General features: G+C 64.9%; 22 protein-coding genes. 16 read left to right on the top strand and 6 right to left on the bottom strand.

The features are described from left to right. Nucleotides 1–99 precede the first annotated feature (99 nt). The 5 genes from FIU91_RS12470 to ptsP all read left to right on the top strand — a co-directional run bounded on the left by FIU91_RS12470 (nt 100) and on the right by ptsP (nt 5,506). The gene (locus tag FIU91_RS12470; RefSeq protein WP_152462702.1) at nt 100–522 is read left to right on the top strand and encodes a DUF1178 family protein; all 423 of its coding nucleotides are present in this window, start codon (nt 100–102) and stop codon (nt 520–522) included. A 7-nt stretch (nt 523–529) separates the two neighbouring features. Continuing rightward, the gene (locus FIU91_RS12465) at nt 530–1,177 is read left to right on the top strand and encodes an SDR family oxidoreductase (protein WP_152462701.1); all 648 of its coding nucleotides are present in this window, start codon (nt 530–532) and stop codon (nt 1,175–1,177) included. Further along, on the top strand, nt 1,174–1,629 hold the full coding sequence (locus FIU91_RS12460) for an SgcJ/EcaC family oxidoreductase (protein ID WP_152462700.1): 456 nt from the start codon (nt 1,174–1,176) through the stop codon (nt 1,627–1,629). The genes FIU91_RS12465 and FIU91_RS12460 overlap by 4 nt, the downstream gene beginning before the upstream one ends. Nucleotides 1,630–1,726: 97 nt before the next feature. After that, nucleotides 1,727–2,986 carry an aspartate kinase gene (locus FIU91_RS12455; protein WP_093010847.1) on the top strand — a complete coding sequence of 420 codons (1,260 nt, stop codon included), beginning with the start codon at nt 1,727–1,729 and terminating at the stop codon, nt 2,984–2,986. A 282-nt stretch (nt 2,987–3,268) separates the two neighbouring features. Next, nucleotides 3,269–5,506 (top strand): phosphoenolpyruvate--protein phosphotransferase, encoded by a 2,238-nt coding sequence (gene ptsP, locus FIU91_RS12450; RefSeq protein WP_152462699.1) that lies wholly within the window; start codon nt 3,269–3,271, stop codon nt 5,504–5,506. A 148-nt stretch (nt 5,507–5,654) separates the two neighbouring features. Here ptsP and FIU91_RS12445 read toward each other — a convergent pair whose 3' ends face one another. Together FIU91_RS12445 and FIU91_RS12440 are read right to left on the bottom strand one after the other, a co-directional pair. Next, nucleotides 5,655–6,302 carry a CatB-related O-acetyltransferase gene (locus tag FIU91_RS12445; protein ID WP_152462698.1) on the bottom strand — a complete coding sequence of 216 codons (648 nt, stop codon included), beginning with the start codon at nt 6,300–6,302 and terminating at the stop codon, nt 5,655–5,657. Nucleotides 6,303–6,462: 160 nt separating this feature from the next. Beyond that, the gene (locus FIU91_RS12440; RefSeq protein WP_172975005.1) at nt 6,463–7,068 is read right to left on the bottom strand and encodes a flavin reductase family protein; all 606 of its coding nucleotides are present in this window, start codon (nt 7,066–7,068) and stop codon (nt 6,463–6,465) included. A gap of 146 nt (nt 7,069–7,214) precedes the next feature. Between FIU91_RS12440 and FIU91_RS12435 the strand changes: the two genes are divergently transcribed. The 7 genes from FIU91_RS12435 (at nt 7,215) to FIU91_RS12405 (ending at nt 13,855) form a co-directional block, all read left to right on the top strand. After that, nucleotides 7,215–7,700, top strand: a complete 486-nt coding sequence (locus tag FIU91_RS12435) for a GNAT family N-acetyltransferase (RefSeq protein ID WP_152462697.1) — start codon at nt 7,215–7,217, stop codon at nt 7,698–7,700. Between the two features lie 31 nt (nt 7,701–7,731). Continuing rightward, nucleotides 7,732–8,484 (top strand): EcsC family protein, encoded by a 753-nt coding sequence (locus FIU91_RS12430; protein WP_152462696.1) that lies wholly within the window; start codon nt 7,732–7,734, stop codon nt 8,482–8,484. A 253-nt stretch (nt 8,485–8,737) separates the two neighbouring features. Continuing rightward, nucleotides 8,738–9,607 carry an S-methyl-5'-thioadenosine phosphorylase gene (locus tag FIU91_RS12425; RefSeq protein WP_152462695.1) on the top strand — a complete coding sequence of 290 codons (870 nt, stop codon included), beginning with the start codon at nt 8,738–8,740 and terminating at the stop codon, nt 9,605–9,607. Nucleotides 9,608–9,636: 29 nt separating this feature from the next. After that, a complete protein-coding gene (locus FIU91_RS12420; RefSeq protein ID WP_152462694.1) occupies nt 9,637–10,167 on the top strand; it encodes an adenine phosphoribosyltransferase in 531 nt (176 codons plus the stop codon). Between the two features lie 132 nt (nt 10,168–10,299). Beyond that, nucleotides 10,300–12,441, top strand: coding sequence for a malate synthase G (locus FIU91_RS12415; protein WP_152462693.1), 2,142 nt, complete (start codon nt 10,300–10,302; stop codon nt 12,439–12,441). A gap of 135 nt (nt 12,442–12,576) precedes the next feature. After that, complete coding sequence (locus FIU91_RS12410; RefSeq protein WP_152462692.1) at nt 12,577–13,005, top strand: heme-binding protein; 429 nt, start codon at nt 12,577–12,579, stop codon at nt 13,003–13,005. A 67-nt stretch (nt 13,006–13,072) separates the two neighbouring features. Then, nucleotides 13,073–13,855: a gamma-glutamyl-gamma-aminobutyrate hydrolase family protein gene (locus tag FIU91_RS12405; protein WP_152462691.1), complete on the top strand. Its 783-nt coding sequence runs from the start codon at nt 13,073–13,075 to the stop codon at nt 13,853–13,855. A gap of 3 nt (nt 13,856–13,858) precedes the next feature. Here the strand turns inward: FIU91_RS12405 and FIU91_RS12400 are convergent, their stop codons facing one another. After that, nucleotides 13,859–16,510 carry a Hint domain-containing protein gene (locus FIU91_RS12400; protein ID WP_152462690.1) on the bottom strand — a complete coding sequence of 884 codons (2,652 nt, stop codon included), beginning with the start codon at nt 16,508–16,510 and terminating at the stop codon, nt 13,859–13,861. A 278-nt stretch (nt 16,511–16,788) separates the two neighbouring features. After that, nucleotides 16,789–17,541 carry an SDR family NAD(P)-dependent oxidoreductase gene (locus FIU91_RS12395; RefSeq protein ID WP_152462689.1) on the bottom strand — a complete coding sequence of 251 codons (753 nt, stop codon included), beginning with the start codon at nt 17,539–17,541 and terminating at the stop codon, nt 16,789–16,791. A 123-nt stretch (nt 17,542–17,664) separates the two neighbouring features. On the opposite strand from FIU91_RS12395, the gene FIU91_RS12390 reads away from it, so the two are divergent. The 4 genes from FIU91_RS12390 to FIU91_RS12375 all read left to right on the top strand — a co-directional run bounded on the left by FIU91_RS12390 (nt 17,665) and on the right by FIU91_RS12375 (nt 22,760). Then, nucleotides 17,665–18,096: an isoprenylcysteine carboxylmethyltransferase family protein gene (locus FIU91_RS12390; RefSeq protein WP_172975004.1), complete on the top strand. Its 432-nt coding sequence runs from the start codon at nt 17,665–17,667 to the stop codon at nt 18,094–18,096. A gap of 125 nt (nt 18,097–18,221) precedes the next feature. Continuing rightward, nucleotides 18,222–19,796 carry a Re/Si-specific NAD(P)(+) transhydrogenase subunit alpha gene (locus FIU91_RS12385; RefSeq protein ID WP_152462687.1) on the top strand — a complete coding sequence of 525 codons (1,575 nt, stop codon included), beginning with the start codon at nt 18,222–18,224 and terminating at the stop codon, nt 19,794–19,796. A 15-nt stretch (nt 19,797–19,811) separates the two neighbouring features. Then, entirely contained in the window at nt 19,812–21,248 is a 1,437-nt protein-coding gene (locus tag FIU91_RS12380) for an NAD(P)(+) transhydrogenase (Re/Si-specific) subunit beta (RefSeq protein WP_152462686.1), read from the top strand. Nucleotides 21,249–21,461: 213 nt separating this feature from the next. Beyond that, nucleotides 21,462–22,760 (top strand): DUF3422 family protein, encoded by a 1,299-nt coding sequence (locus FIU91_RS12375; protein WP_093010888.1) that lies wholly within the window; start codon nt 21,462–21,464, stop codon nt 22,758–22,760. 89 nt (nt 22,761–22,849) lie between these two features. Here FIU91_RS12375 and FIU91_RS12370 read toward each other — a convergent pair whose 3' ends face one another. Beyond that, the gene (locus FIU91_RS12370) at nt 22,850–23,830 is read right to left on the bottom strand and encodes an ABC transporter permease (protein WP_152462685.1); all 981 of its coding nucleotides are present in this window, start codon (nt 23,828–23,830) and stop codon (nt 22,850–22,852) included. Continuing rightward, complete coding sequence (locus FIU91_RS12365; RefSeq protein ID WP_152462684.1) at nt 23,823–24,860, bottom strand: ABC transporter permease; 1,038 nt, start codon at nt 24,858–24,860, stop codon at nt 23,823–23,825. The genes FIU91_RS12370 and FIU91_RS12365 overlap by 8 nt, the downstream gene beginning before the upstream one ends. Nucleotides 24,861–24,908 lie beyond the last annotated feature (48 nt).

The raw sequence follows: 24,908 nt of genomic DNA, 5'->3' as shown, positions 1-24,908 counted from the left end.
GTTGCCGAGGCTCCCCAACTGCGCTCTCGCGGAGGTGAGCGCTTCTTGATGAAATCCTTGGAACGTTTATTTTCGCTCGGTACTTAAGCGGTCAGAGCCATGATCAGTTTTACCTTGAAATGCGCCGACGGGCATAGCTTCGACAGCTGGTTCGCATCGGCTTCGGCCTTCGATGCGCTCAAAGCGCGTGGCCATGTCGCCTGCGCGATCTGCGGCACGACCGATGTCGAGAAGGCGCTCATGGCACCGGCTGTCTCGAAAGGACGGGATTCGCCGAAAGAAAGGCTTTCCGGCCCCAAGAGCCCCGCAGAGCAAGCGCTCGCACGCCTCAAGGCGCATGTGGAGACATCCGCCGATTATGTTGGCCGCGATTTCGCACGCGAGGCCCGCGCCATCCATGATGGCAGCGCGCCCGAGCGGCCCATCTGGGGCGAGGCGCGGGCCGACGAAGCCCGAAAGCTCATCGAAGAAGGCGTCAAAGTCGCGCCGTTGCCTTTCACACCCACCCGAAAAAGCAACTGAGGCCCCTATGCCCCGCATCCTGATAACCGGCGCCAATCGAGGCATCGGCGCCGAGCTTACCCGTGAATTCAGATCGCGCGGCTCGGAAGTTCTTGCCACGGCGCGCGGCTCGGGCGGCGAGATCGCACTCGACGTCTCGGACCCCGCCTCGATCACCGACCTTGCGGAACGCATGGCGGATGTCGAACTCGACACGCTCGTTTGCAATGCCGGACTCTATCCCGACAAGGGGCACGATCTTGCGGACGGCTTTCCGTCCGATATGTGGGCGGAGGCTTTCGCCGTTAACGTGACCGGCGTCTTTTTGACCGTGCAGGCTTTCCTGCCACTCTTGCGCCGCGCCAATCTGGGGCGGGTCGCGATCATCTCGTCGCAGATGGGCTCGTCGACACGCGCGCCTGGCGGCAGCTATATCTACCGGTCCTCCAAGGCGGCGGCGGTCAATCTGGGCCGCAACCTCGCAGTCGATCTGAAGCCCGAGGGCATCGCCGTCGGCATCTACCATCCGGGCTGGGTCCGCACCGATATGGGCGGGCAGACGGCAGAGATATCGGTTGAGGAAAGCGCGAAGGGTCTCGTCGACCGGATCGAAGGTCTGAGCCTCGAGAATACGGGCCGGTTCGAGACCTGGGACGGGCGGGAGCATCCTTTTTGAGCCTCCCCACCGCTCCGGAGGACTTCCCGTGCGCCTTCGCCGAGGCTTGGGCGAGCCGCGATGGTCATGCCATCGGCGCATTATTCCGGGAAGACGCGGATTTCGTGAATGTCGTCGGTCTCTGGTGGCACGATCGCGATGCGATCTCGAAGGCGCATGACATCGCTCTCAAGAGCTTCTTCGCAAAGACAAGCCTGACGCCTGGCGCGACGCGGACACGGATGCTCGGCGCGGATCACGCCCTGGTGCAGTGCCGCTTCACCCTGACCGGCCAGACAGCCCCCGATGGCAGCGCGGCGGACCCCCGACGGACGATCTTCAGCTTCGTTCTCGAACGCTCGGAGACGGGTTGGATCGGCGTCGCCGCGCAGAACACCGACCTCGTCGATGGCGCGGAGACACATGTGAACACGAACGGGCTCTCTCCTGCGGATTATCGCGGCACGCGGTAGCCGCGCCATTGCCGTCTGGCTCCGTCGCGCGGGTCTCTTGCGCGGAGCACACCCCGCGATTACACCGCCGAACGATTCGACAACCGGGAGCCCCGTGATGCCCGTTCTCGTGATGAAGTTCGGCGGAACCTCCGTCGCCACGCTCGACCGTATCCGCCGGGCGGCCAAGCGCGTGGGCGTCGAGGTATCCAAGGGCTACGACGTCATCGTCATCGTTTCGGCCATGTCCGGCGAGACCAACAAGCTCGTGGGCTTCGTCAACGAGACCTCGCCCTTCTACGACGCGCGCGAATACGACGCGGTCGTCTCCTCGGGGGAGAACGTCACCGCCGGGCTTATGGCGCTGACCTTGCAGGAAATGGACGTGCCCGCCCGCTCCTGGCAGGGCTGGCAGGTGCCGCTCATCACCACCTCGGCGCATGGCGCGGCCCGGATCGAGGAAATCCCCACCGACAATATCAATGCCAAGTTCGGTGAGGGGATGCGCGTAGCGGTCATCGCGGGGTTCCAGGGGATCAGCCCCGAGGGCCGCATCACAACCCTCGGTCGCGGCGGATCTGACACGAGCGCCGTCGCCTTCGCCGCCGCCTTCGGCGCGGAGCGCTGCGACATCTACACCGACGTGGACGGCGTCTACACGACCGACCCGCGAATCTGCGAGAAGGCCCGCAAGCTCGACCGGATCGCTTTCGAGGAGATGCTGGAGCTTGCCTCTCTCGGTGCGAAGGTGCTGCAGACCCGTTCGGTCGAGCTGGCCATGCGCTACAATGTGAAGCTGCGCGTTCTGTCGAGCTTCGAGGAACAATCCGACGAGGCTGGAACGCTCGTCTGTTCGGAGGAACTGATCATGGAAAGCAAGGTCGTCTCGGGTGTCGCCTTTTCCCGCGAGGAGGCGAAGGTCACGCTCGTCACCATCGAGGATCGACCCGGCATCGCCGCTTCGATCTTCGGCACGCTGTCCGAAGCCGGGGTCAACGTGGACATGATCGTCCAGAACATCTCCGAGACGGGCTATGAGGGCCACAAGGACGGCGTGACCGACATGACCTTCTCCTGCCCGAACGATCAGCTTGCCCGTGCCGAGAAGGCGCTCGTGGCCGCGCGCGAGGAAGGCAAGCTGGGTTTCGACCGGCTGGAGACGGAAACCGAGGTCGCCAAGGTCTCCGTCGTCGGGATCGGGATGCGAAGCCATGCAGGCGTTGCCGCGAAGATGTTCAAGACGCTCGCGCAGGAAGGCATCAACATCAAGGTGATCGCCACCTCGGAGATCAAGATCTCCGTGCTGGTCGAGCGCAAGTACATGGAACTTGCCGTGCAGGCCCTGCACGACGCGTTCGAGCTGGACCGCGCCGCCTGATTGATCCTGCGCGCTTCGCGGCGGGGAAAAGGTGCTGCGCCGCATTGATGCCGGCGGCAACGACACGGATCGCACGTCAGCGCGAGGGTCTCCGAAATTTCGCTGTCCATGTGCGCCTTGCACTGAACCCTGAGCAGGTATGACGCGTTAGCAGGCGGATTGTCCGGTTTGGGCGCCCGAACGGCATATGCCGGGATGCTACGTCATTCCATTCCCGGCTGGGTTGTGATCTAAAGTGTCGCCGGAGGCTTCTACGCCTCCCAAGCCGAGGAACGGGGCAGAATGCCGGATGGTCTAGAAAGCGAGAGCCGCAAGCTCCTCCGCCGACTGCGCGACACGATGGCCGAGGATGCGGCCGGTCAGGCGCGGCTCGACAAGATCACCCATCTGACGGCGGATTCGATGGGCACCGAAGTGTGCTCCATCTATCTCTTTCGCGACGACAACACGCTCGAGCTGTGCGCGACCGAGGGTCTGAAAGCCGAAGCCGTCCACAAGACCCGTATGAAACTCGGTGAGGGCCTCGTGGGCCGCGTCGCCCGCACCGGCAGGATCATCAACGCCGCGGATGCGCCGTCCTTCGCGGGGTTCCGCTACATGCCCGAGACCGGGGAGGAGATCTATTCCTCCTTTCTCGGCATTCCGATCCAGCGACTCGGTGAAAAGCTCGGCGTTCTGGTCGTGCAGTCGCGCCAGGCGCGTGAATTCACCTCGGACGAGGTCTACGCGCTCGAGGTTGTGGCGATGGTCCTCGCCGAGATGGCGGAGCTGGGCGCGTTCGTCGGCGAGGGTGCGGCACTGGCGGCCCGCCATACCGAGCCGCGGCTTCTGCGCGGAACGATGGGGCAGGAAGGCGCGGCGGAAGGCCATGTGTGGCTGCATGAGCCGCGCGTCGTCGTCACCAACCTAGTGGCCGACGATCCGGCCCGCGAGAAAGAACGGCTGGACGAGGCAGTGCAGTCCTTGCAGGTCTCGGTCGATGATCTTCTGGCCTCCGCGCAGGATCCCGAGCAGCGCGCGGTTCTCGAAGCCTATCGCATGTTCGCGTCCTCCAAGGGTTGGTTGCGGCGCATGGAAGAGGACATCGAGCGCGGTCTCTCAGCGGAATCCGCCGTGGAGAAGCAGCAATCGCTCGCCCGTGCGCGCATGTCCCAGGCGACGGATGCCTACCTGCGAGAACGTCTTCAGGATCTCGACGATCTGTCGAATCGTCTTTTGCGACTTCTGACGGGGCAGGGCAACGAGACCGGCGCCGAGATGCCGCCCGATCCCATTCTCGTTGCGCGCAATATCGGGCCCGGCGAGCTTCTGGATTACGGTCGCTCGCTCAAGGGCATCGTCCTCGAGGAAGGCTCTGTCGGAAGCCACGCGGCCATCGTCGCGCGGGCGCTGGCGATCCCCCTCGTCATCCATGCCGGCGGGATCACCACCGAGGCGCTCAACGGCGATCATATCATGGTCGACGGCGATCAGGGCGTTGTGCATCTGCGTCCCGACGAGACAGTCGTCGGCGCGTTCCGCGACAAGATGGCGATGCAGACCAAGGCGCTCGAGCGCTACGCCTCGATCCGCGAGACCGCGTGCGTGACCGCCTGCGGCAGTCGCATCCACCTCAACATGAATGCCGGGCTCATGGCCGATCTGCCGAGCCTTGAAAGCTCGGGCGCAGAAGGCGTGGGCCTGTTCCGGACGGAGTTGCAATTCCTCGTCCGCAACCAGATGCCCAAGCGCACGGAACTGGCGGCACTCTATGCCCGCGTGCTCGATGCCGCGCATGGCAAGCGGGTGAATTTCCGCACGCTCGACATCGGCTCGGACAAGGTGCTTCCCTACATGAAGCCCAATGACGAACCGAACCCGGCGCTCGGTTGGCGCGCCATCCGCGTAGGGCTCGACCGACCAGGCGTTATGCGGATGCAACTCCAGGCGCTGCTCCGCGCGGCGCAAGGGCGGCCGCTGACGGTGATGTTCCCCTTCATCGCCCAGCTCGACGAGTTTTACGCGGCGCGCGCAGAGATGGACAAGACCATCGCCCGCGAGCGCCGTCTCGGCCATCCCGTGCCCGAGAAGATCGAAATCGGCGCGATGCTCGAGACACCAAGCCTTGCTTACGCGCCGCGCCGGTTCTTCGAGGAGGTCGATTTCCTCTCTATCGGGGGCAACGATCTCAAGCAGTTCTTCTATGCTGCCGACCGTGAGAACGAACGGGTGCGTCGCCGCTACGACACGCTGAATTGCTGCTTCCTGACCTTCGTGGAAGAGATCGTGACGCGCTGCGCGCAGACCGACACCCCCTTGTCCTTCTGCGGCGAGGATGCGGGCCGCCCGATCGAGGCGCTCTGCCTTGCTGCGATCGGGCTCAGGACCCTGTCCATGCGGCCCGCCTCGATCGGGCCGGTGAAACACCTCATGATGCGGGTCGATCTCGCGGATCTGAAAGCGGTGATCGACGCGGCTCGCGACAAGGGGGCGCAAAGCGCCCGTCCTGCGGTCATCGAATACCTGCGCGGGCTCGACTGACGACGCTTTTCCCGAACCGAGCGCAATGAGCTTGGCCCCGGACGCGGAGGCGCTCATCCAAGATCATGCCATCTGGCGCGTGCCGCAGCCGGCAATGCCGCGCGTCACGCCCGAGAATATTATCTAATATTCTCGGGCGCCCGCCATCTCAGTCGACGGCGTCCAACGCCGCGACGTCGCCCGCCTCCAGGGCCGGCACCGCCCGCGCGACGCGTTCGGGCGACCAATCCCACCAGGCAAGCGCGTTCAGCCGCGCGATCTCGCTCTCCGAAAAGCGCATTCGTGTGACGCGCGCCGGGTTTCCGGTGACGACCGCGTAATCGGGGATCTCGCCCCGCACCACGCTGCCAGCGCCGACGAACACGCCATTGCCGATGCGCGCGCCGGGACAGACGAGCGCGCCGTAGCCGAGCCAGACATCGTTCCCGACGATCGTATCACGAGTGTCTGGCGCATATCCGTGCATCCGGGTTGGATCGAAGACCTGGAAGGGAAAGCTCGTGAGCGCGCGGGTCTCGTGGTTCGCCGCCGATCCGATAAACCGCACCCCGTGGGCGATCTGGCAGTAGCGCCCGATCACGAGGCGCTCTTCGGCGAAATCGAAGAGATACGGTGCAAGGCGTGCCGCCCAGCCGTCCGGAGGAGGAGGGGCGAAATCGGAAGCGTAGGTAAAGTCGCCGATCTCCATCCGGGGATGGTCGATCACGGCGCTCAGGTTGACGGTGCCTTCGTGCAACGTGCCATCGGGCAGGGTGATGGGGTGCGCGAGGCGCGGGTCGAGCGTATGGACAGGCATGGTATGCCTCCTTTGACGGAACAGGTCAGTTGGGTTCGGTCAAAGGTGCTGGTCCATCGCTCCCTCCATCGGTGCTGGCTCAGTTCTACCGCGACACGCGCAAAAGATCAAAGCCCACCCGGTGCCAGAGAATTTTAGATAAAATTCTCTGGCTGGCCCTTCAATCGCCTGGCCGTTTGAGCGCGAACTTCTCGCGCACCACGGTGTAGTCGCGATAGCCCATCCGCGAGAGAGGGTTGAAGGTCAGCACGTCGAAGATCCCGTCGACGATGCAGGCATCGCGCATGTGCACGCCGGTCACCTCGCCGAAGACGGCGAAATTCGACTCGCCCTCGAGCTTGACGATTTGCGTGAGGCGGCATTCGAGGTTGGCGGGCGCGGCGGCGACGCGAGAACAGGCGATCGTCTCGCACTCTGCCTTCTCCAGTTCCGCGAGTTCGAACTCGTCGGTCTCCTTGTCCCACGGCCCCGAGGTTTGGTTCATGGCGTCCCGCAGCGCGTATTCGACGATATTGACGCAAAAGACGCCTGTCTCGCGGATATTGGCGACGCTGTCCTTGGTGTCGCCGCGATCTTCCTTGGCCGAGGTCGAGGCGAACATCACCTGCGGCGGCGTGTAGGCCACGGCGTTGAAGAAGGAATAGGGCGCAAGGTTCTCGCGGCCATCCGCGCCGCGGCTCGATATCCAGCCGATGGGCCGGGGCGTAACGATCGCGTTGAAGGGATTGTGCGGCAGGCCGTGGCCATCCTCGGGGCGGTAGAACATGGGCTGTCTCCTCGGCATCGGTGTCCGGTGTGCTTGGTCGAACGTAGAGCGCGCCCGGCCGCCGGCCGCAAGCCCCGGCCCCGTTTGCCGAGCCGTGAGCGTCATGCTAGGCCCGGCGAACGTTTGAGGGCAGGCGGGCGGCACGGGTGTATACGCTCAGACAGGAACAGCCGGGCGACTGGTGGGAAATCGAGGCGCTCTACGACCTGAGCTTCGCGCCGGGGCGGACGGCGCTCTCGTCCTACCGGCTCCGCGAGGACGTGGCCCCGGTGGCCGCGCTCTGCCGGGTCGCGGTCTGGGAAGACGGCGGGGCGATCGGAGGGGCGATCCGCTACTGGCCGGTGCGCGTCGGCGGGTCGGAGGCGCTGCTCCTCGGTCCGGTCGCGGTGCATCCGACCGCGCAGGGCGAGGGGGTGGGCGGCGCGCTCATCCGCGACAGTCTCGAGCGGGCGCGATCCATCTGTCCGCGTGTCCTGCTTGTCGGCGATGCGCCTTATTACTCACGCTTCGGCTTTACCCGCGCGGAGGGAGTAGAGATGCCCCCTCCGACAAACCCGGACCGCGTGTTGACGCTCGCGCTCGAAGAGGGCGCGTGGTCGGAAATCCGCGGAGAGGTGTCTCGCGCGGCTTGAAAGCCGCCTCCGGCGCGCCGATCTTTCTGTCATGACGACGACCGATCTTGTCCCGCGCGCCTATGACGCGCAACTCACGGCCTTGGCCCGCCGTCACGAACGCGCGGGCGGCGTCGGCCTGCAGGTTCTGAACATCCTCGGCAGCCAAGCGGAAAACCTTCTCGAGCGATTGCCCGACCGGGTCAAGGACCGGCTCGAGAGCGCGACGACCCGTGCGCTCGAGATCGCGATGCGCGCCGCCAGTTCGTCGCGAAGGACGGTGCCGGACCAGCAAGGCTGGCTCAATACCGCGCTGACGACGGCGATGGGCGCGGCGGGCGGTGCGGGCGGCTTGCCGACCGCGATGGCAGAACTGCCGGTCACGACGACCGTGCTGTTGCGCGCGATCCAGGGCATCGCGGCGGAACACGGATACGATGCGTCCGATCCGGAGATCGCGAAGGAATGCCTCCTGGTCTTCGGCTCTGCCGGCCCGCTCGAAGCCGATGACGGCGCGGACATGGCCTTTCTTTCGGCGCGGGTGACGCTGACCGGGGCGACGGTGCACGGGATCATCGGGCGCGTCGCGCCGCGTCTTGCCACCGTGCTCGGCCAGAAGCTTGCCGCCCAGACGGTTCCGATCCTGGGCGCCGCGGCCGGAGCGGCCACGAATTACGCCTATACCAGCTACTACCAGGAGATGGCGCAGGTGCATTTCGGCCTGAAACGTCTGGCCGAAGACAGCGGCCAGAGCCGGGAGGCGCTGGTGACCGCGCTCCGCGCCAAGATCGCCGAGCGGCCTTAACACTTCGGCAAGGTTAATGTGCGAAGACCAGGTGCGGCTGGAAATTCGGCCCATGCGCGGCCGGCGCGGGTCAGAATGGCCCGGCCCGGAGATCGGTCAGAACGGCCCCTGCGCGATGATATAATACTCGATGCCCGGCCGTGCCTGAATGGCGGCCGGGCTTTTTTGTCTGCCAGACCGGCCCCTGGGCCGCGCCGCATTGCCAAGCGTCACCCGACCTGATTGTCTTGGCCCGAACGGTGCGGGGACAGGCATGAGCACACGGCTAGGGATCATCGGCGGCTCGGGCGTCTACGACATGGACGGGCTCGAGGATGCGGACTGGGTGCAGGTGGACACGCCCTGGGGGCCGACTTCCGACCGCATCCTTACCGGCACGCTCGATGGGCAGCCGATGGCCTTCCTGCCGCGCCACGGGCGCGGGCACGTCCATGCGCCGACCGACGTGCCCTACCGCGCAAATATCGATGCGCTGAAGAGGCTCGGTGTGACCGACGTCATCTCGGTCTCGGCTTGCGGGTCGTTCCGCGAAGAGATGGTGCCGGGCGATTTCGTCATCGTCGAGCAGTTCATCGACCGCACCTTCGCGCGCCAGACCTCGTTCTTCGGCTCGGGCTGCGTCGCGCATATCTCCTTCGCGCATCCGACTTGCGCGCGGCTTTCCAAGGCCGCCGCCGAGGCGGGCCGTGCAGCGGGCGTCACGGTGCATGAAGGCGGCACCTACCTTGCGATGGAAGGGCCGCAATTCTCAACCTATGCCGAAAGCCGCCTTTACCGCGAGGCCTTTGGCGCGGATGTCATCGGGATGACGAACCTGCCCGAGGCCAAGCTCGCGCGCGAGGCCGAGCTTTGTTATGCGACGGTCGCGATGGTCACGGATTACGATTGCTGGCATCCGGGCCATGACGCAGTCACCGTCGCGGACGTTGTGCGCGTTCTGACCTCCAATGCCGAGAATGCCCGCGCGCTGATCCGCCGCTTGCCGGATCTGTTGGGCACGCGGCCCGAGATCTGCCCAGAAGGCTGTGACCGCGCGCTCGATCATGCCATCCTGACCGCACCGGCTGCGCGCGATCCCGCGCTTCTCGCACGGCTCGATGCTGTGGTGGGCCGGGTTCTCTGACCGAATACCTGCGAAAAAAGGCCAAGACGATGACAAAGGTCGAAGACTATATCCGCACGATCGCGGATTTTCCGCACGAAGGCATCATGTTCCGCGATGTCACCACGCTCTTCGCCGATCCGCGCGGGTTTCGGATGGCGATCGACCAGCTTCTGCATCCTTATGCGGGGTTGAGATTCGACAAGGTGGTGGGCCTCGAGGCGCGGGGCTTCATCCTCGGCGGCGCGGTCGCGCATCAGCTCTCGGCGGGCTTCGTGCCGGTCCGCAAGAAGGGCAAACTGCCCGGGCGGGTGATCTCGGAAAGCTATACGCTCGAATACGGCGAGGCGGTGGTCGAGGTGCATGACGATGCGCTGCAGCCGGGCGAGAAAGTGCTGATCGTCGACGATCTTCTCGCGACGGGCGGCACCGCCGAGGCCGGTATCAAGCTGTGCGAGCGGCTCGGGGCCGAGATCATCGGCTGTGCCTTCATCGTCGATCTGCCGGACCTTGGCGGACGCAAGCGGCTCGAGGCGCTGGGCATGGAGGTCCATGCGCTCTGCGCCTATGGCGGTGCGTGAGCCGCACTCTCGAAGAAGAGTGCGGGCCCGATCGCGAATGCGAAATCGGCGGTGCGCCCGCACGTCCGCGAGTTGCCTATCGGAAACACGGCGCTTATGTCTCGGAGCTGAGAGAACAAACGGGAGGACAGCATGGTCGAGCGCGTGATCCGCGAAGGATTGAAGGTCGAAGCAGGGCTCGCCGAGTTCCTTGAAAAGCGCGCCCTGCCTGGCACGGGCGTCGCGGCGGATGCCTTCTGGAAAGGCTTCTCCGAACTCGTTGCCGAAATGACGCCCGAGAACCGCGCCCATCTCGCCACGCGCGAGGAGATGCAGTCAAAGATCGACCTTTGGCATCGCGACAATCCCGGCAAGATTTCGGACATGCAGACCTATCGCGCGTTTCTCGAGGATCTGGGCTATCTCTTGCCCGAAGGGAGCAATTTCGAGATCGAGACGCGCAATGTCGATCCCGCCATCGCGAAGATCGCCGGCCCGCAGCTTGTCGTGCCCATCACCAATGCGCGCTTCGCGCTCAACGCCGCGAATGCGCGCTGGGGCTCGCTCTATGACGCGCTTTACGGCACCGATGCGCTGGGCGATCTGCCCGAAGGCAAGGGCTACGATCCCGAACGCGGGACGCGGGTCATCGCCTGGGCGAAGGAGTTTCTGGACAAGGCGGTGCCGCTGGCGTCGGGCTCGCACAAGGACGTCTCGGCTTATTCCGTAGAAGGCGGCGCGCTCGTCACAGATACCGGCCCGCTTGCCGATCCGGCGCAGTTCAAGGGCTGGCGCAATGAAGACGGCGCGACGCGGTATCTTCTGGAGAATAACGGTCTGAAGATCGAGCTTGTCGTCGATCCCTCCCATGCCATCGGCAAGACCGATCCTGCGAACCTCGCGGATGTGGAGCTCGAGAGCGCGGTATCCGCGATCATGGATTGCGAGGATTCGGTCGCCTGCGTCGACGGGCCGGACAAGACGCTCGCCTATTCCAATTGGCTCGGCCTGATGCAGCGTGATCTCGAAGAGAGTTTCGAGAAGGGCGGAGAGACAGTGACGCGCCGGCTGAACCCTGACCGCGTCTACGAGACACCCGATGGCGCGGGGCTCACGCTGCCCGGCCGCGCGCTCATGCTCGTGCGCAATGTCGGCCACTTGATGACGAATCCCGCGATCCTCGATGCGGAAGACAACGAAGTCTTCGAGGGGCTGATGGACGCGATGATCACGACGCTGATCGCGATGCACGATCTCAAGGAAGAAGGTGCCGGAAATTCCCGCGCCGGTTCTGTCTACGTGGTCAAACCGAAGATGCATGGACCGGCCGAGGTCGCTTTCGCCGACCGGATCTTCCTCAAGGTCGAGGCGGTTCTTGGGCTCGAGCAATACACCGTGAAGCTCGGCATCATGGATGAAGAGCGGCGCACCTCGGCGAACCTCAAGGAGTGTATCCGGGCCGCGAAACACCGGGTGGCCTTCATCAATACCGGCTTTCTCGACCGGACGGGCGACGAGATTCACACCGCGATGGAAGCAGGCCCGATGGTGCCCAAGGGCGAGATGAAGGGGAGCGAGTGGATCGCTGCCTACGAGGATCGCAACGTCGATATCGGTCTTGCCTGCGGATTGAAGGGCCGGGCGCAGATCGGCAAGGGGATGTGGGCCATGCCCGACCGGATGGCGGCGATGCTGGAGGCGAAGATCGGCCATCCCAAATCCGGCGCGACGTGCGCCTGGGTGCCGTCGCCGACTGCGGCGACCCTGCACGCGACGCATTACCACGAGGTCGATGTCGCCGCCCGGCAGGACGCGCTTGCCAAGGGCGGGCCGCGTTCGGGTCTCGACGCGCTCTTGACGATCCCGGTGGCCGAGGGCCGCAACTGGGAGAAGGACGTGGTGCGCCGCGAGATCGAGAACAACGCGCAAGGTATCCTGGGTTATGTGGTGCGCTGGGTCGATCACGGGATCGGCTGCTCCAAGGTGCCCGATATCGACGATGTCGGGCTCATGGAGGATCGCGCGACCTGCCGCATCTCCGCGCAGCATATCGCGAACTGGCTGCATCACGGTGTCGTCTCTCGGGACGAGGTGATGGAGACGTTGCAGCGCATGGCCGAGGTGGTGGACAAGCAGAACGCCTCCGATCCGGGCTACCGGCCGATGGCGCCGGGCTTTGACGGGATCGCGTTCCAGGCGGCCTGCGATCTGGTCTTCGAGGGCCGCGCGCAGCCCTCGGGCTATACCGAGCCGGTGCTGCATCGCCGGCGTCTTGAATTGAAGGCGGCCGGGTGAGACCGGCGGATCCGGTCGGCGGGGCCGACCGGATCCGGGTGGGGCTCTGCCCCACACCCCGCGGTATTTTCGCCAACCCAAATGGGGGGCACGGGCAGGGTCCACATGTCCCCGCTGCGTTGAAAAGGAGACGACATGGCCGAGACCTCATTGCGCCGGGCGCGCACCATCATTCGCAAGACGCTGGATCATGGAAAGGCGGCCGGGATGAAGCCGCTGTCGGTGATCGTGCTCGATAGCGGCGGTAACCCGATCGCGTTCGAACGCTCGGACAGGGCAAGCCCGGGGCGGTACCAGATCGCGCATGGCAAGGCCTATGGCGCGGTGATGCTCGGCATGCCGGGCTCGGCGCAGATGAAGCGCGCGGAGGATCAGGCTTACTTCATCGCCTGCGCCAATGGCGCGTTCGGCGGGGCGCTCGTGCCGGTTCCGGGCGGCGTTCTGGTGCGTGACGGCAAGGGCCGGCTTCTCGGCGCGGTCGGGGTGACGGGAGATACGTCCGACAACGACGCGGCTGCCGCCAAAGCGGGCATCGAGGCCGCCGGGCTCGAGGCGGAGGTCTGAGGGGCTTCACCTCGCGGGGGCTCTCGATTACATATGACGGGTTCCATTTCGCAAGAAAGAGGCCGTCATGACCCGTCCGGTCATCGGGATCATCACCAATCATCACCTGATCAACGATCAGTATCCGGCCCATGCGGGCGGAACGATGAACTCCGAGGCGGTGGCGCTCGTCTCGGAGGGGCTGCCGCTTCTGATCCCGGCCGATCCGCGCGTGGTCTCGGTGGCCGAGCTTCTCGACGCCTGCGACGGGTTCCTTCTGACCGGGGGGCGGCCCAACGTGCATCCCGAGGAATACGGCGAGGAAGCGACCGAGGCGCATGGCGCTTTCGACCGTGACCGCGATGCCATCGCCCTGCCGCTGGTTCGGGCCTGCGTCGAGCGCGGCCAGCCGGTCTTTGGCGTCTGCCGCGGCTTCCAGGAAGTGAATGTCGCGATGGGCGGCACGCTCTATCCCGAGATCCGCGATCTGCCAGGCCGGATGAATCATCGGATGCCGCCTGATGGGACGCTGGAAGAGAAATTCGCGCTGCGCCACAAGGTCAGCTTTACCGAGAACGGCCCGTACCACCGTATTCTCGGCGCACGGGAAGTGATGACGAACACGCTTCACGGGCAGGGGATCAAGAGCGCGGGCGCGCGGGTCGTGATTGACGGACATGCGCCGGACGGCACACCCGAGGCGACCTATATCGATGGCGCGCCGGGCTTCACGCTCGCAGTGCAATGGCACCCCGAATGGGATGCGGCGAACGATCCGGTGTCGCGTCCGCTGTTCCAGGCGTTCGGTGCCGCGGCGAGGGAATGGGCCGAGCGCAAGCAGCCGAAGCGCGCCGACCAGATCAGCGCCTGAAGGTCAGGCGCTGACTTTCGCCTCGCGCATGGGTGGGGCGTAAAGCTCGAGCGGTGCGATCCGGTCGAGCAGCGCCTTGGCCTCGAATGCCTTGAGACAGAGCCGCGCGGTCTGCCCATAGGCGTCCTCGCTCCGCTCTACATGCGGGAAGGCCGCCCAAAGCCGCGCAAGGTTGATCTTCGAGATCCCCTCGAGGCCGTTTTTGCCGACGAAGAAGCTTTCGGTCTCCGCCCCTTCGGCGAAGATGACTTCGTGACGTGCCAGCGCGAGGTGGTAATACTCGACTGCGGGGGCCGGATCGCGTCGGATGCCATGCCATCCGACAAGGTGGATCGCCGCAACGAAGACCTCGTCCACTCCGAACAGCATCTCGGCGGCGGGGCCGCGCATCAGGATACGGTGCTGCGGTGAGACCTTCAGATCGCCGAACTGGCCGGGCAGTGTGCCTGCGGGGATCAGCACGGGCGCGAAGTCTCCATCGCCCTGAACCCGGTCCGAGGCGATCCAGCGCAGGGGGCTGAGGCCCGACTCCTGCGTCGCGATCAGATCGCCGGTCTCGAGCGTCTCGACCGCGCGCCAGCCTGCCGCGGTGCGGATCCGCGTGCCGGGCGTGAAGCAGATGATCTGGTCGATATTCGAGAAGGTGACGATCGAGCCGTCGAAGAGCTGAACGGTGCCGAAGCTCTCGCCGGTGATCGGGTCGGTGGTGAAGGAGAGCGTGCCGCGGTCGGCAGCGCCCGTCAGGTCGAGAATGTCGCCGCCGGTCTGGTCCCCTGTGCCGCCGTCGATGCTGATGCCGTCGGTGCCGGGCTCGCCGAGATCGGTCAGCAGGAACAGGTCGTCGCCGTCGCCGCCGAAGACCACGTCGCCCTGGGCCACTTCGATCGTGTCGTTGCCCGCGCCGCCATCGAGCGTATCGGCGCCAGTGCCGCCGATGATGGAATCGTCGCCTTCCTCACCGAAGAGCCTGTCCGCGCCGCCCGCACCGTCCAGCGTGTCGTTGCCGAGGCCGCCATAGAATTCATTCGTGAAATCCGGGCCTTCCTGGTCGTAGCCGGTCAGGCTGTCGTCGAAATCCGAGCCGATGATCCCGTCGATCCCGCCTTCGCTGACATCGCCCGTCGCGTGGCCGCCCGAGAAGGTGCTGTTGGCCAGGTTGATCGTGACACCGGCATCGGACGAGGCGTAGGAGGCGAAGTCCATGCCCGCTCCGGCCGAAAGCGTGTCAGCGCCCTCGCCACCTTCGAGCGTGTCATCGCCATCTCCGCCGACAAGGGAATCGTTGCCGCGTCCGCCCGAGAGCGAGTCCGCGCCGGCGTCGCCGGTGATGGTGTCGTCGCCGCCTTCACCGAAAATCGTGTCGTTGCCCGCGCCGCCCGAGATGACATCGTCCTGGTTCTCGGAGGGGACCACGTCGTATCTCATATCCGTGACCCAGATCCCCTGGGTGCCGGATTGCAGGTTGGCATACGAGATCGACACAGAGGAGACCGGACCCGCGATCTCGACCAGAACGGCGCCACCGGCCTGGGCCGTCGTGTTTGCGTTCGTGGAGGCGGTGACCGTATTGCCGCTGACCGTATCGGCGCCATAGGGCGACAGGGTGACCGTGACGGGGTCGCCGTTGATATCGACCGCGTTGACCGTCACGACGTCGGTATGGTTGCCGCTGCCCCAGTCGACGTCGTTGATGATGAAGGTCAGGTTCTCGACATGGTCTTCGTAATCGGCGTTCGCGCCGTCGAAATCGATCGTCGTGACCGAGGTCTGCCCGTCACCGTTTCCGAAAAGATAGAGCGAGGAGTTCGGGTTGAACCCTTCCGCGCCGACATATTGCGGATCGTCGGTGTCGATCTGGAAGGTCGGGTTGTTGTTGCCGGCATTGGCGAAGGAGACGGTCACATCGACGCCGCCGGTATTCTGGGTGATACCTCCGGCGACGTTCGTTCCGTTGCCTCCGACCGCGTTCCAGCGGAACGTCTCACTGAGGTCGGGTCCGGGACCGGTCAGCGTATCGTTGCCGCCATAGATTAGATCGTCGCCGTCGCCGCCCTCGATCGTATCCGAGCCAAAGCCGCCATAGACCGTGTCGTTGCCCGCGCCCGCGACGATCGTGTCGCCGAGCGAGGCCGTATCGTCGTCGATGCCTTCGCCTTCGCCGTCGGTATAGGCGTAGTCGATGAGATCGCCGCCGGACGTGCCGTCGACATAGCCGACCGCGTAGTCCTCGTAAGAGAAGACGGGATCACCGGCCGCGCCATTTGGTGTCGTATCGACCTGGTTGATCGTGTAGCTACGGCCCGCAACGAGCGTTTCCTCGGACAGCGTGTAATAGCCGGTCGCGTCGCCAGACTGAACGCGCAGGGTCGCAACCTGGAACGTCTCGCCGCTGACGGTATCGGTGACGGTCCAGACCTCTTCGGCGTAGACCACCGCGTTGGTGGAGGTGCCGCCCGGTGTCGTGACTGTCGCGGTCGCGGTCTCGCCCGCGCCCAGATCCTCGAGCCTCAGACCTCCGGCACCGGACTGGTTGTCGGTGATCGAGGCCGTCCCGTTCGGCGTCGCCGCTCCGTTCCAGGTGCGGGTCGCACCCGCGCTCGAGCCGAATTGGCCCAACGGGTCGGTCAGATAGATATCGAACGTGTAAGTCGGCATGGGACTGCTCTGCACTTCTGTGCCGCTGTCCTTCTGACGGGACATCGCGGCCGGTTAGAATGCTCCGGCCGGACCGCAGCGTTGTTAACCAGAACTAGCCGCGGGCGATGTCGAAATTTGGCGAGGAATCTGTCTAAACTTGGAAAAGTCCATGGTCGCGAAACGATGAAACGCCCCCTATGAGGGAGGGTTTCGAAAGATCGCTGGCAGGGGCGCGGAAGATGTGGCGAGAAAGCGGCGGAAGATGATGGCTCGCCTGCGCTCCGCCGCGCGCGATTTTACAATTCGCCGCCTGCGATCTGGATCGCCTGACCGTTCATGCTGCCCGAATTTTCGCCGCAGAGAAACAGCGCGGCCTCGGCCACTTCCTCGGAGGTGACAAGGCGCCCATGCGGGTTCACGCCGACCATGACCTTCTGCGCTTCGGCCTCCGACATGCCAGTGCGCTCCATGATCTTCTCGACATTCGAGGACACGATGTCGGTGTCGACATAGGCGGGGCAGAGCGCGTTGAACGTGTAGGGCTTGCCCGCGTAATCGGCGGCGAGCCCGCGCATCAACCCTATCATGCCGTGTTTGGAAGCCGAGTAGGCCGGTGCGCCCTTCAGGCCCTTCAGACCCGCGATGGAGGAGACGGCGATCACGCGGCCCCAATCGGTCTGCCGCATCGATGCGAGGCAGGCGCGGATCGTCAGGAAGCAGCCGTCGAGATTGATGCCCATCATCTGCCGCCAGAACTCGAGGTCGGTCTTGTGGATTGCGCGGCCCTCGGCGATGCCGGCATTGGCGACGCAGATCTGCACGGGTCCGCGCGCCGTGACCGCGGCGGCGACACCGTCTTCGACCGAGGTCTCGTCCGAGACGTCCATGACGATGCCGTGGATCCGGTCAGTCTCGGCGGCCCGCAGGCGGTCCTCGCGCCGCCCGGTGATCGTCACTTGGGCCCCTTGCGCTGCGAGCGCCTTCGCTATGGCCAGGCCGATCCCGGTTCCGCCGCCTGTGACGAGCGCGTGTTTGCCGTCGAGATGCATGATGGTCCTCCTTTGGTAGTGCGCGAAGCCTAGAAGCCGCGATGCTCCGGCCACAAGGGCGCTTGCCGCCGCTGCATGGCTGGCGCAGGCTGGACGTTGCGTCAGGATGCGGAGGGACCGAGGATGCGCTGGATCGACATGCCGCCCGTATGGCTGGCGGGCCTGTTGCTGCTGTCCTGGCTCTTTCGTGGTGTTGGCCCTGACTTCGCGCTGGAGAGTGTCGGAGCCCTCATCGTGCTCGCTGGAGCCTGCGTGATCGCGCTCGCAGCGCGCGAGTTCCGCCGTCACCGCACCAGCATCATTCCCGGCGACACGCCAAGTGCCCTTGTCACAACGAGGATTTATCGGTTCAGCCGCAATCCGATCTACCTGGCCGATGTCGCGATATTGCTCGGCGCGTCGCTCTACTGGGGCTCTCTGCCCGGTCTGATCCTTGCGCCGATCCTTGCCATGATCCTTCAGCTCCGCTTCATCCTTCCCGAAGAGCAGCGCATCCAGGCTACATTTCTTTCCGAATTCGACGCATACGCGCAACAAACGAATAGGTGGCTTTAACTCCGCCGGAACCTATGCTCTAGGTTCGAGCGATCCGGCGTGCGCGGGCGAGGGTTATGGCTTCCAGCCGTCGCCGCGCTCTACGTTGGCACCAAGACCGATGGACCGAAAAGGGGACGAGATCCGTGAAGATTGGAACACCCAAAGAGGTGATGGAGGGCGAAGCGCGCGTCGCGATGACGCCCGACAGCGCCAAGATGCTTCAGAAACTCGGCTACGATTGCGCGATCGAGACGGGCGCGGGCGACAAGGCCGGCTTCCCCGATGCCGCCTATGAGGAGGCCGGCGTCGAGATCATCAAGACCGCGGCGGCGCTCTACAAGGAGGCCGATGTCATCGCCAAGGTGCAGCCGCCGACCGATACCGAGGTCAAGCGGCTGTCCGAGAAGAAGCTTCTGATCTCCTTCTTCTGGCCTGGCCAGAACGAAGACCTGATGAAGGCCGCAGCCGACAAGGGCGCCAGCGTCATCGCGATGGACATGGTGCCGCGGATTTCCCGCGCGCAGAAGATGGACGCGCTGTCCTCGATGGCGAATATCGCGGGTTATCGCGCGGTGATCGAGGCGGGCAACAATTTCGGCCGCTTCTTCACCGGGCAGGTGACGGCGGCGGGCAAGGTGCCCCCGGCAAAGGTTCTGATCGTCGGCGCGGGCGTGGCGGGCCTTGCCGCCATCGGCACGTCGACCTCGCTCGGCGCGATCACGCTGGCCTTCGACGTGCGTCCCGAGGTCGCCGAACAGGTGGAATCGATGGGCGCCGAGTTCGTCTATCTCGATTTCGAGGAAGACCAGGAGGACGGATCGGAATCGGGCGGCTACGCCAAGCCCTCCTCGCCTGAATTCCGGGAGGCGCAGCTTGCCAAGTTCCGCGAGCTCGCGCCCGACGTCGACATCGTCATCACCACGGCGCTCATCCCGAACCGCGAAGCGCCGGAGCTCTGGACCGAGGACATGGTCAAGGCGATGAAGCCCGGCTCGGTGATCGTCGACCTTGCCGCCGAGAAGGGCGGCAATTGCAAGCTCACGCAGAAGGACAAGAAGATCGTCACCGACAATGGCGTGACGATCATCGGCTATACCGACTTCCCCAGCCGGATGGCCAAGCAATCCTCGCTGCTCTACGCCACGAACATCCGTCACCTGATGACCGACCTGACCCCCGAGAAGGACGGGCAGGTCAATCACAACATGGAAGACGATGTCATCCGCGGCGCGACCGTCGCGCATGAGAAAGAGGTGACCTTCCCGCCACCACCGCCAAAGACAAAGGCGATTGCGGCGCAGAAGCCCAAGCCGAAGGAAAAGGAAAAGACTCCCGAGGAGAAGCGCGCCGAAGAGATGGCCGCATTCAAGAAGCAGACCCAGCAGCAGGTCGCGCTTCTGGGCGTCGGGGCTGTGCTGATCCTCGCGGTGGGCCTCATCGCGCCCGCGAGCTTCATGCAGCACTTCATCGTCTTCGTCCTGTCGGTCTTTGTCGGCTTCCAGGTGATCTGGGGCGTCAGCCATTCGCTGCACACGCCGCTGATGGCGGTCACGAACGCGATCTCGTCGATCATCATCCTGGGCGCGCTCATGCAGATCGGATCGAGCTCGTTCCTGGTGATCCTGCTCGCCGCGGTGTCGGTCTTCATGGCCGGTATCAACATCGTCGGCGGCTTCATGGTGACACGGCGCATGCTCGCCATGTTCCAGAAATCGTAAGCGGGAGGCAGGATTATGGACTTCGGATTCACGACGGCGGCCTATGTGGTCGCGGCAGTTCTCTTCATCCTCTCGCTCGGTGGCCTGAGCGGGCAGGAAAGCGCGAAACGCGCGATCTGGTACGGCATCGTCGGCATGGCCATCGCGACCGTGGCGACGCTCATCGGGCCGGGATCGGGGCTTTGGTTCGTCTCGATCGTGCTGGTCGCGCTGGGCGGCGCGATCGGCTGGCAGCTCGCCAGCAAGGTGCAGATGACCCAGATGCCCGAGCTTGTGGCGGCCATGCACAGCCTTGTCGGCCTCGCTGCGGTCTTCGTGGGCTTCAACGCCGACATCACCATCAACATGGTCGAAGCGGCGAAAGCCGCCGGCGAGAGTGTCGAGGGCAACTTCGCAGAGCTGGTTGCCAAGAAGACGCCGGTGGAGATCGGCATCCTGATGGTTGAGCTCAGCCTCGGCATCTGGATCGGCGCGGTCACCTTCACCGGCTCGATTATCGCCTACGGCAAGCTTGCCGGTAAGGTTGACACCTCGGCTAAGCAGCTGCCGGGCGGGCATATGCTCAACCTCGCGGCGGTGCTCGGCTCGCTCCTGATGCTGGTGCTCTATCTCGGCGGATCGGGCTCCTGGACGCTCATCCTGATGGCGCTTCTGGCCTTCTTCATCGGCTATCACCTGATCATGGGCATCGGCGGCGCGGACATGCCGGTCGTCGTGTCGATGCTGAACTCCTATTCGGGCTGGGCCGCGGCAGCGATCGGCTTCTCGCTCGGCAACGACCTTCTGATCGTGGTCGGTGCCCTGGTCGGCTCTTCGGGCGCGATCCTGTCCTACATCATGTGCAAAGGCATGAACCGCAGCTTCGTCTCGGTGATCCTGGGCGGTTGGGGCGGCAGCTCCGGCGGCGCACAGGCCGAGGTCGAGGGCGAACAGGTGGCCATCGATGCCGATGGCGTGGCCTCCGCGCTCGAGGAAGCGGACAGCGTCGTGATCGTGCCGGGCTACGGCATGGCCGTGGCACAGGCGCAGGGTGCGGTGTCGGACCTGACATCGAAACTGCGCGGCAAGGGCAAGACGGTCCGCTTTGCGATCCACCCGGTCGCAGGCCGCCTTCCGGGCCACATGAACGTGCTTCTCGCCGAGGCGAAGGTGCCCTACGACATCGTGCTCGAGATGGAGGAGATCAACGACGACTTCCCCGATACCGATGTCGTCATCATCATCGGCTCCAATGACATCGTGAACCCGGCGGCGCAGGACGATCCCAACTCGCCCATCGCCGGGATGCCGGTTCTGGAAGTCTGGAAGGCCAAGAACGTCTTCGTCTGCAAGCGCGGCCAGGGTACGGGCTATTCCGGCATCGAGAACCCGCTGTTCTTCAAGGACAACACGCGGATGTTCTACGGCGACGCGAAAGCCACGATCACGGAGCTGCTGAGCAAGATCAGCTAAGCACTCCGAACGCTACTGGGAAATGGGCATCGCTTCGCGCGGTGCCCGTTTTTTTTGCGCTCCACCGCTCCGACGGACGAAACTGAGGGAGGCGTGCGCCTCAATAGGCGCAGTATACCGTTGTACGCGCATAACTCATTGGATCGAAAGATATTTTCTGTTTCCCTATCCGAGTTGGCAGGCTAGGTTGCCGCGAAGTCAAGGAGTGCGGACATGCCGCCGATTCAGGATCATCCCCTGCGATACAGCCTCGCGAACGAGCTGCATGCGCGGCCGTTTCCCGCGCTCAAGACGCCGTGCCGCGCGGTGTTCCTGGCGATCAAGAAGGCCAAGGGCGCGGCCTCGCGCGACAAGTCGCTCGATCTGCGGCACCTGACGGACTTGCTCGATCGTTACGGCGCGCCGCATCCGCAGCCGGGCGCCACGCATTTCCAGGGCGCGATCGGGCGGCATATGCTGAAATGGGAGCAGCATACCGAGTTCGTCACTTATACCGTTTTCCTCGAAGGGCTGGGCGAGCGTCCCTATGACGCCGCGGATTTCGAGGTCTTTCCCAGTGAATGGCTCGACGACGCGCCGGGCGTGCGGGTAACCTCCTGCCTCATCCGGTGTGAGATCCGGCCCGAGGGAGATGCCATCTCCGATCCTCTGGACGATTGGTTCGTGCCCGAAAGCCTCGCGGTCTCGTCGGTGATCGACGACGAGGCGGTGATCGCGGGCGATTTCCGCATCGATCCGGCAGGGCATACCCGCTTCGCCGTCTTCACCCGGCAGGGTGTCGGGCAGCGGCGCGTGGGGCGGATCGTGCAGCGGCTCACAGAGATCGAGACCTACAAGGCAATGTCGATGCTCGGCTTTACCCGCGTGAAGGCGATCAGCCCGCGTATGGGGGAGATCGACAGCGAGCTCACGCGCCTCATGGAGGTGATGACGCAAGGCGAGGCACCGGCCGAGGAGACGCTGAAGGCGCTGCTCGCGGTCTCGGCCGAGCTTGAAGCTCTTTCCGCGCAGACATCCTTCCGGCTGGGCGCGACCGGAGCCTACGAGGCCATCGTCGAGCAGCGCATCGACGTGCTGCGCGAGGAGCGCTGGGACGGGCGGCAGACCTTCCGTGAATTCATGACGCGGCGCTACGATCCGGCGATGCGAACGGTGAAATCGGCCGAGCGGCGGCTCGGCACGATGGCCGAACGGGCGATGCGGGCGGGCGACCTCTTGCGGACGCGCGTGGAGGTCGAGCGCTCGGCGCAGAACCAGCAGCTTCTGGAAAGCATGAACCAGCGGGCCGATATGCAGCTGCGCCTGCAGAAGACCGTCGAAGGCTTGTCGGTAGTTGCGATCAGCTATTACGCGGTCTCGCTTGCTGCCTATCTGCTCTATCCGCTGGCCGAAGCGGTGGGATTGTCGCGGGGGATGCTGACCGCTGGGGTGGTTTTGCCGGTCGTGCTCGCGGTCTGGTGGATGATCCGGCGCATCCGCATCCAGATGGAGAAGCAGGGCCCCACGCTCTGAGCGGCGCTCGGGCGGCACGCGCTGGGGGCTTTGCGCCCCCAGACCCCCGCACGGTATTTTCGCCAACCCAAACGGGCAGGGGCGGCGCGTCAGCGTCCCCGGATGCGCGGGTCGAGCGCGTCGCGCAGGCCGTCGCCGAGATAGTTCACCGAAAGCACGGTCAGCGAGATCGCGATCCCCGGCAGCATGACGCGTTCGGGAAAATCGACCATGCGCGGTACCGCGTCGGCCAGCATCTTGCCCCAGGTCGGGTAATCGGAAGGGAAGCCCACGCCGAGGAAGGACAGCGCGCTTTCGGTGATGATCGCGGTGGCAAGGCCGAGCGTTGCCGAGACCATGATCGGTGAGAGAACGTTCGGCAGAAGGTGGCGGCGGATGATCTTGCCGCTCGTGGTGCCGATGGAGCGCGCGGCGAGGATGAACTCGCGTTCCTTGAGCGCCAGGATATCGCCGCGCACGATCCGTGCCGTAGGCATCCAGGATGTCAGGCCGATCACCGTCACGATCAGGATGAACATGCCCCCCTCGGGGCCGAAATTGGCCCGCAGCGGCTGGCGGAAGAGCGTCACCGCCACGAGGAGGAGCGGCAGGATCGGCAGCGACAGGAACAAGTCCGTAAGGCGCATGAGGATGCCGTCGAGGCGTTTGAAATAGCCCGCGACGACACCCACCGCCGTGCCGATCAGCAATGACAGCACCATCGCCGCCCAGCCGACCGCCATCGAGGCGCGTCCGCCCGCGATCATCTGCGCCAGTTGATCGCGGCCAAGATTGTCCGTGCCGAACGGGTGAGCCCAGGACACCTTGGCGCTGCCATCCCAGATGATCGTATAGATCGGGCGCAGATCCTTGTTGCGAATATCGAGGGTTTGCGGATCGAGCGTCCAGATCCACGGGCCGACCAGCACCGCGAGCGTGATGAACACGAGGAAAGCCCCGCCCATCATCGCGCCCTTGTGCCGGGTGAATTGCTGCCAGACATCGACCCACTGGCTGCGGGGCGGCTCGAGCGGGCCTTCGTCGGCCAGCGCGTCGATGGCGACGGGGGAGGCGGGGACGGGCTCAGTCATAGCGGATCCTGGGGTCGAGTACGCCGTAGAGCACATCGGCGATGAGATTGAACATCACGATGAGGAAGGCGAAGATGAATGTCAGCGTCATCACCATCGGCAGGTCATTGGCGAAGAGCGCGGTGATGAGAAGCTGGCCGATCCCGTTCACCTTGAAGACGTTCTCGGTGATGATCGCGCCGCCGAAGATCGCGGGCACGCCGAGCGCGATCACGGTGACGACGGGGATCATTGAATTACGCAGGACGTGGATCGTGACCACCACGGCTTCGGAGAGGCCCTTGGCGCGCGCCGTGCGCACGTAATCGGCGCCGAGATTGTCGAGCATCGAGGCGCGCATGTAGCGCGAGATCTGCGCGGTCGTCTGAAGCGCCAGCACCATGACCGGCATGACCATTTGCTGAAGCTGGACCTTGAAGCTCGCCCAGTCGTTCACGACATGGGTCGTGTCGTAGATCGAGGGGAACCAGCCGAGGCTCACCGAGAAGATCACGATCAGGAGCGGTCCGGTGAAGAAGGGCGGGATCGAGAAGCCGATCATCGTGACGAAGGTGCCCGCCTGGTCGAACACCGAGTATTGCCGGTAGGCCGAATAGACGCCGATCGGCAGCGCGATCAGCACGCCCACGACATAGGCGAGGCCCACGACCCACATGGTCTGCGGCAGGCGCTGGATCACGATGTCCATCACCGGAGAGCGCGTCTGCCAGGAGATCACCCTGAGCTCGTTCTGATACAGCTGCGTGTCGGGCAGCCAGCCCAGAATCCAGGACTCGCGTGTCGCCCAGTCGATGAAGACCTGAGGCTCGATCCAGAAGACCTGCACCAGCCATTTCCAGTATTGTACGAGCGGCGGCTCACCGAGGCCGAGCGCCTCGCGCATCTGCTGTTTCACCTCGGGCGGGACGGTCAGCGGCACCTGCGCCATCGGATCGCCGGGCGCGAGCTGCAAAAGCATGAAGATGGCGAAGCTGATGAAGAGCAGCGTCGGCACCGCGAGGACAAGTCGTCGGATCGTATAGGTCAGCATGGGGTGTCGGCCGTTCTTGGAGGCGGTGAGGGGCTGGGCTGGGCGTCA

The sequence above is a fragment of the Roseivivax sp. THAF30 genome (genome assembly GCF_009363575.1).
GTDB classification, from domain to species: domain Bacteria; phylum Pseudomonadota; class Alphaproteobacteria; order Rhodobacterales; family Rhodobacteraceae; genus Roseivivax; species Roseivivax halotolerans.
This window is presented reverse-complemented; position numbering and strand designations above follow the sequence as displayed.

What these genes read in the sequence shown, in the direction of transcription:
- FIU91_RS12470 (WP_152462702.1), top strand. Translation starts at nt 100, where the DNA reads ATGATCAGTTTTACCTTGAAATGCGCCGACGGGCATAGCTTCGACAGC.
- FIU91_RS12465 (WP_152462701.1), top strand. Translation starts at nt 530, where the DNA reads ATGCCCCGCATCCTGATAACCGGCGCCAATCGAGGCATCGGCGCCGAG.
- FIU91_RS12455 (WP_093010847.1), top strand. Translation starts at nt 1,727, where the DNA reads ATGCCCGTTCTCGTGATGAAGTTCGGCGGAACCTCCGTCGCCACGCTC.
- ptsP (WP_152462699.1), top strand. Translation starts at nt 3,269, where the DNA reads ATGCCGGATGGTCTAGAAAGCGAGAGCCGCAAGCTCCTCCGCCGACTG.
- FIU91_RS12445 (WP_152462698.1), bottom strand. Translation starts at nt 6,302, where the DNA reads ATGCCTGTCCATACGCTCGACCCGCGCCTCGCGCACCCCATCACCCTG.
- FIU91_RS12440 (WP_172975005.1), bottom strand. Translation starts at nt 7,068, where the DNA reads ATGTTCTACCGCCCCGAGGATGGCCACGGCCTGCCGCACAATCCCTTC.
- FIU91_RS12430 (WP_152462696.1), top strand. Translation starts at nt 7,732, where the DNA reads ATGACGACGACCGATCTTGTCCCGCGCGCCTATGACGCGCAACTCACG.
- FIU91_RS12425 (WP_152462695.1), top strand. Translation starts at nt 8,738, where the DNA reads ATGAGCACACGGCTAGGGATCATCGGCGGCTCGGGCGTCTACGACATG.
- FIU91_RS12420 (WP_152462694.1), top strand. Translation starts at nt 9,637, where the DNA reads ATGACAAAGGTCGAAGACTATATCCGCACGATCGCGGATTTTCCGCAC.
- FIU91_RS12415 (WP_152462693.1), top strand. Translation starts at nt 10,300, where the DNA reads ATGGTCGAGCGCGTGATCCGCGAAGGATTGAAGGTCGAAGCAGGGCTC.
- FIU91_RS12410 (WP_152462692.1), top strand. Translation starts at nt 12,577, where the DNA reads ATGGCCGAGACCTCATTGCGCCGGGCGCGCACCATCATTCGCAAGACG.
- FIU91_RS12405 (WP_152462691.1), top strand. Translation starts at nt 13,073, where the DNA reads ATGACCCGTCCGGTCATCGGGATCATCACCAATCATCACCTGATCAAC.
- FIU91_RS12400 (WP_152462690.1), bottom strand. Translation starts at nt 16,510, where the DNA reads ATGCCGACTTACACGTTCGATATCTATCTGACCGACCCGTTGGGCCAA.
- FIU91_RS12395 (WP_152462689.1), bottom strand. Translation starts at nt 17,541, where the DNA reads ATGCATCTCGACGGCAAACACGCGCTCGTCACAGGCGGCGGAACCGGG.
- FIU91_RS12390 (WP_172975004.1), top strand. Translation starts at nt 17,665, where the DNA reads ATGCGCTGGATCGACATGCCGCCCGTATGGCTGGCGGGCCTGTTGCTG.
- FIU91_RS12380 (WP_152462686.1), top strand. Translation starts at nt 19,812, where the DNA reads ATGGACTTCGGATTCACGACGGCGGCCTATGTGGTCGCGGCAGTTCTC.
- FIU91_RS12375 (WP_093010888.1), top strand. Translation starts at nt 21,462, where the DNA reads ATGCCGCCGATTCAGGATCATCCCCTGCGATACAGCCTCGCGAACGAG.
- FIU91_RS12370 (WP_152462685.1), bottom strand. Translation starts at nt 23,830, where the DNA reads ATGACTGAGCCCGTCCCCGCCTCCCCCGTCGCCATCGACGCGCTGGCC.
- FIU91_RS12365 (WP_152462684.1), bottom strand. Translation starts at nt 24,860, where the DNA reads ATGCTGACCTATACGATCCGACGACTTGTCCTCGCGGTGCCGACGCTG.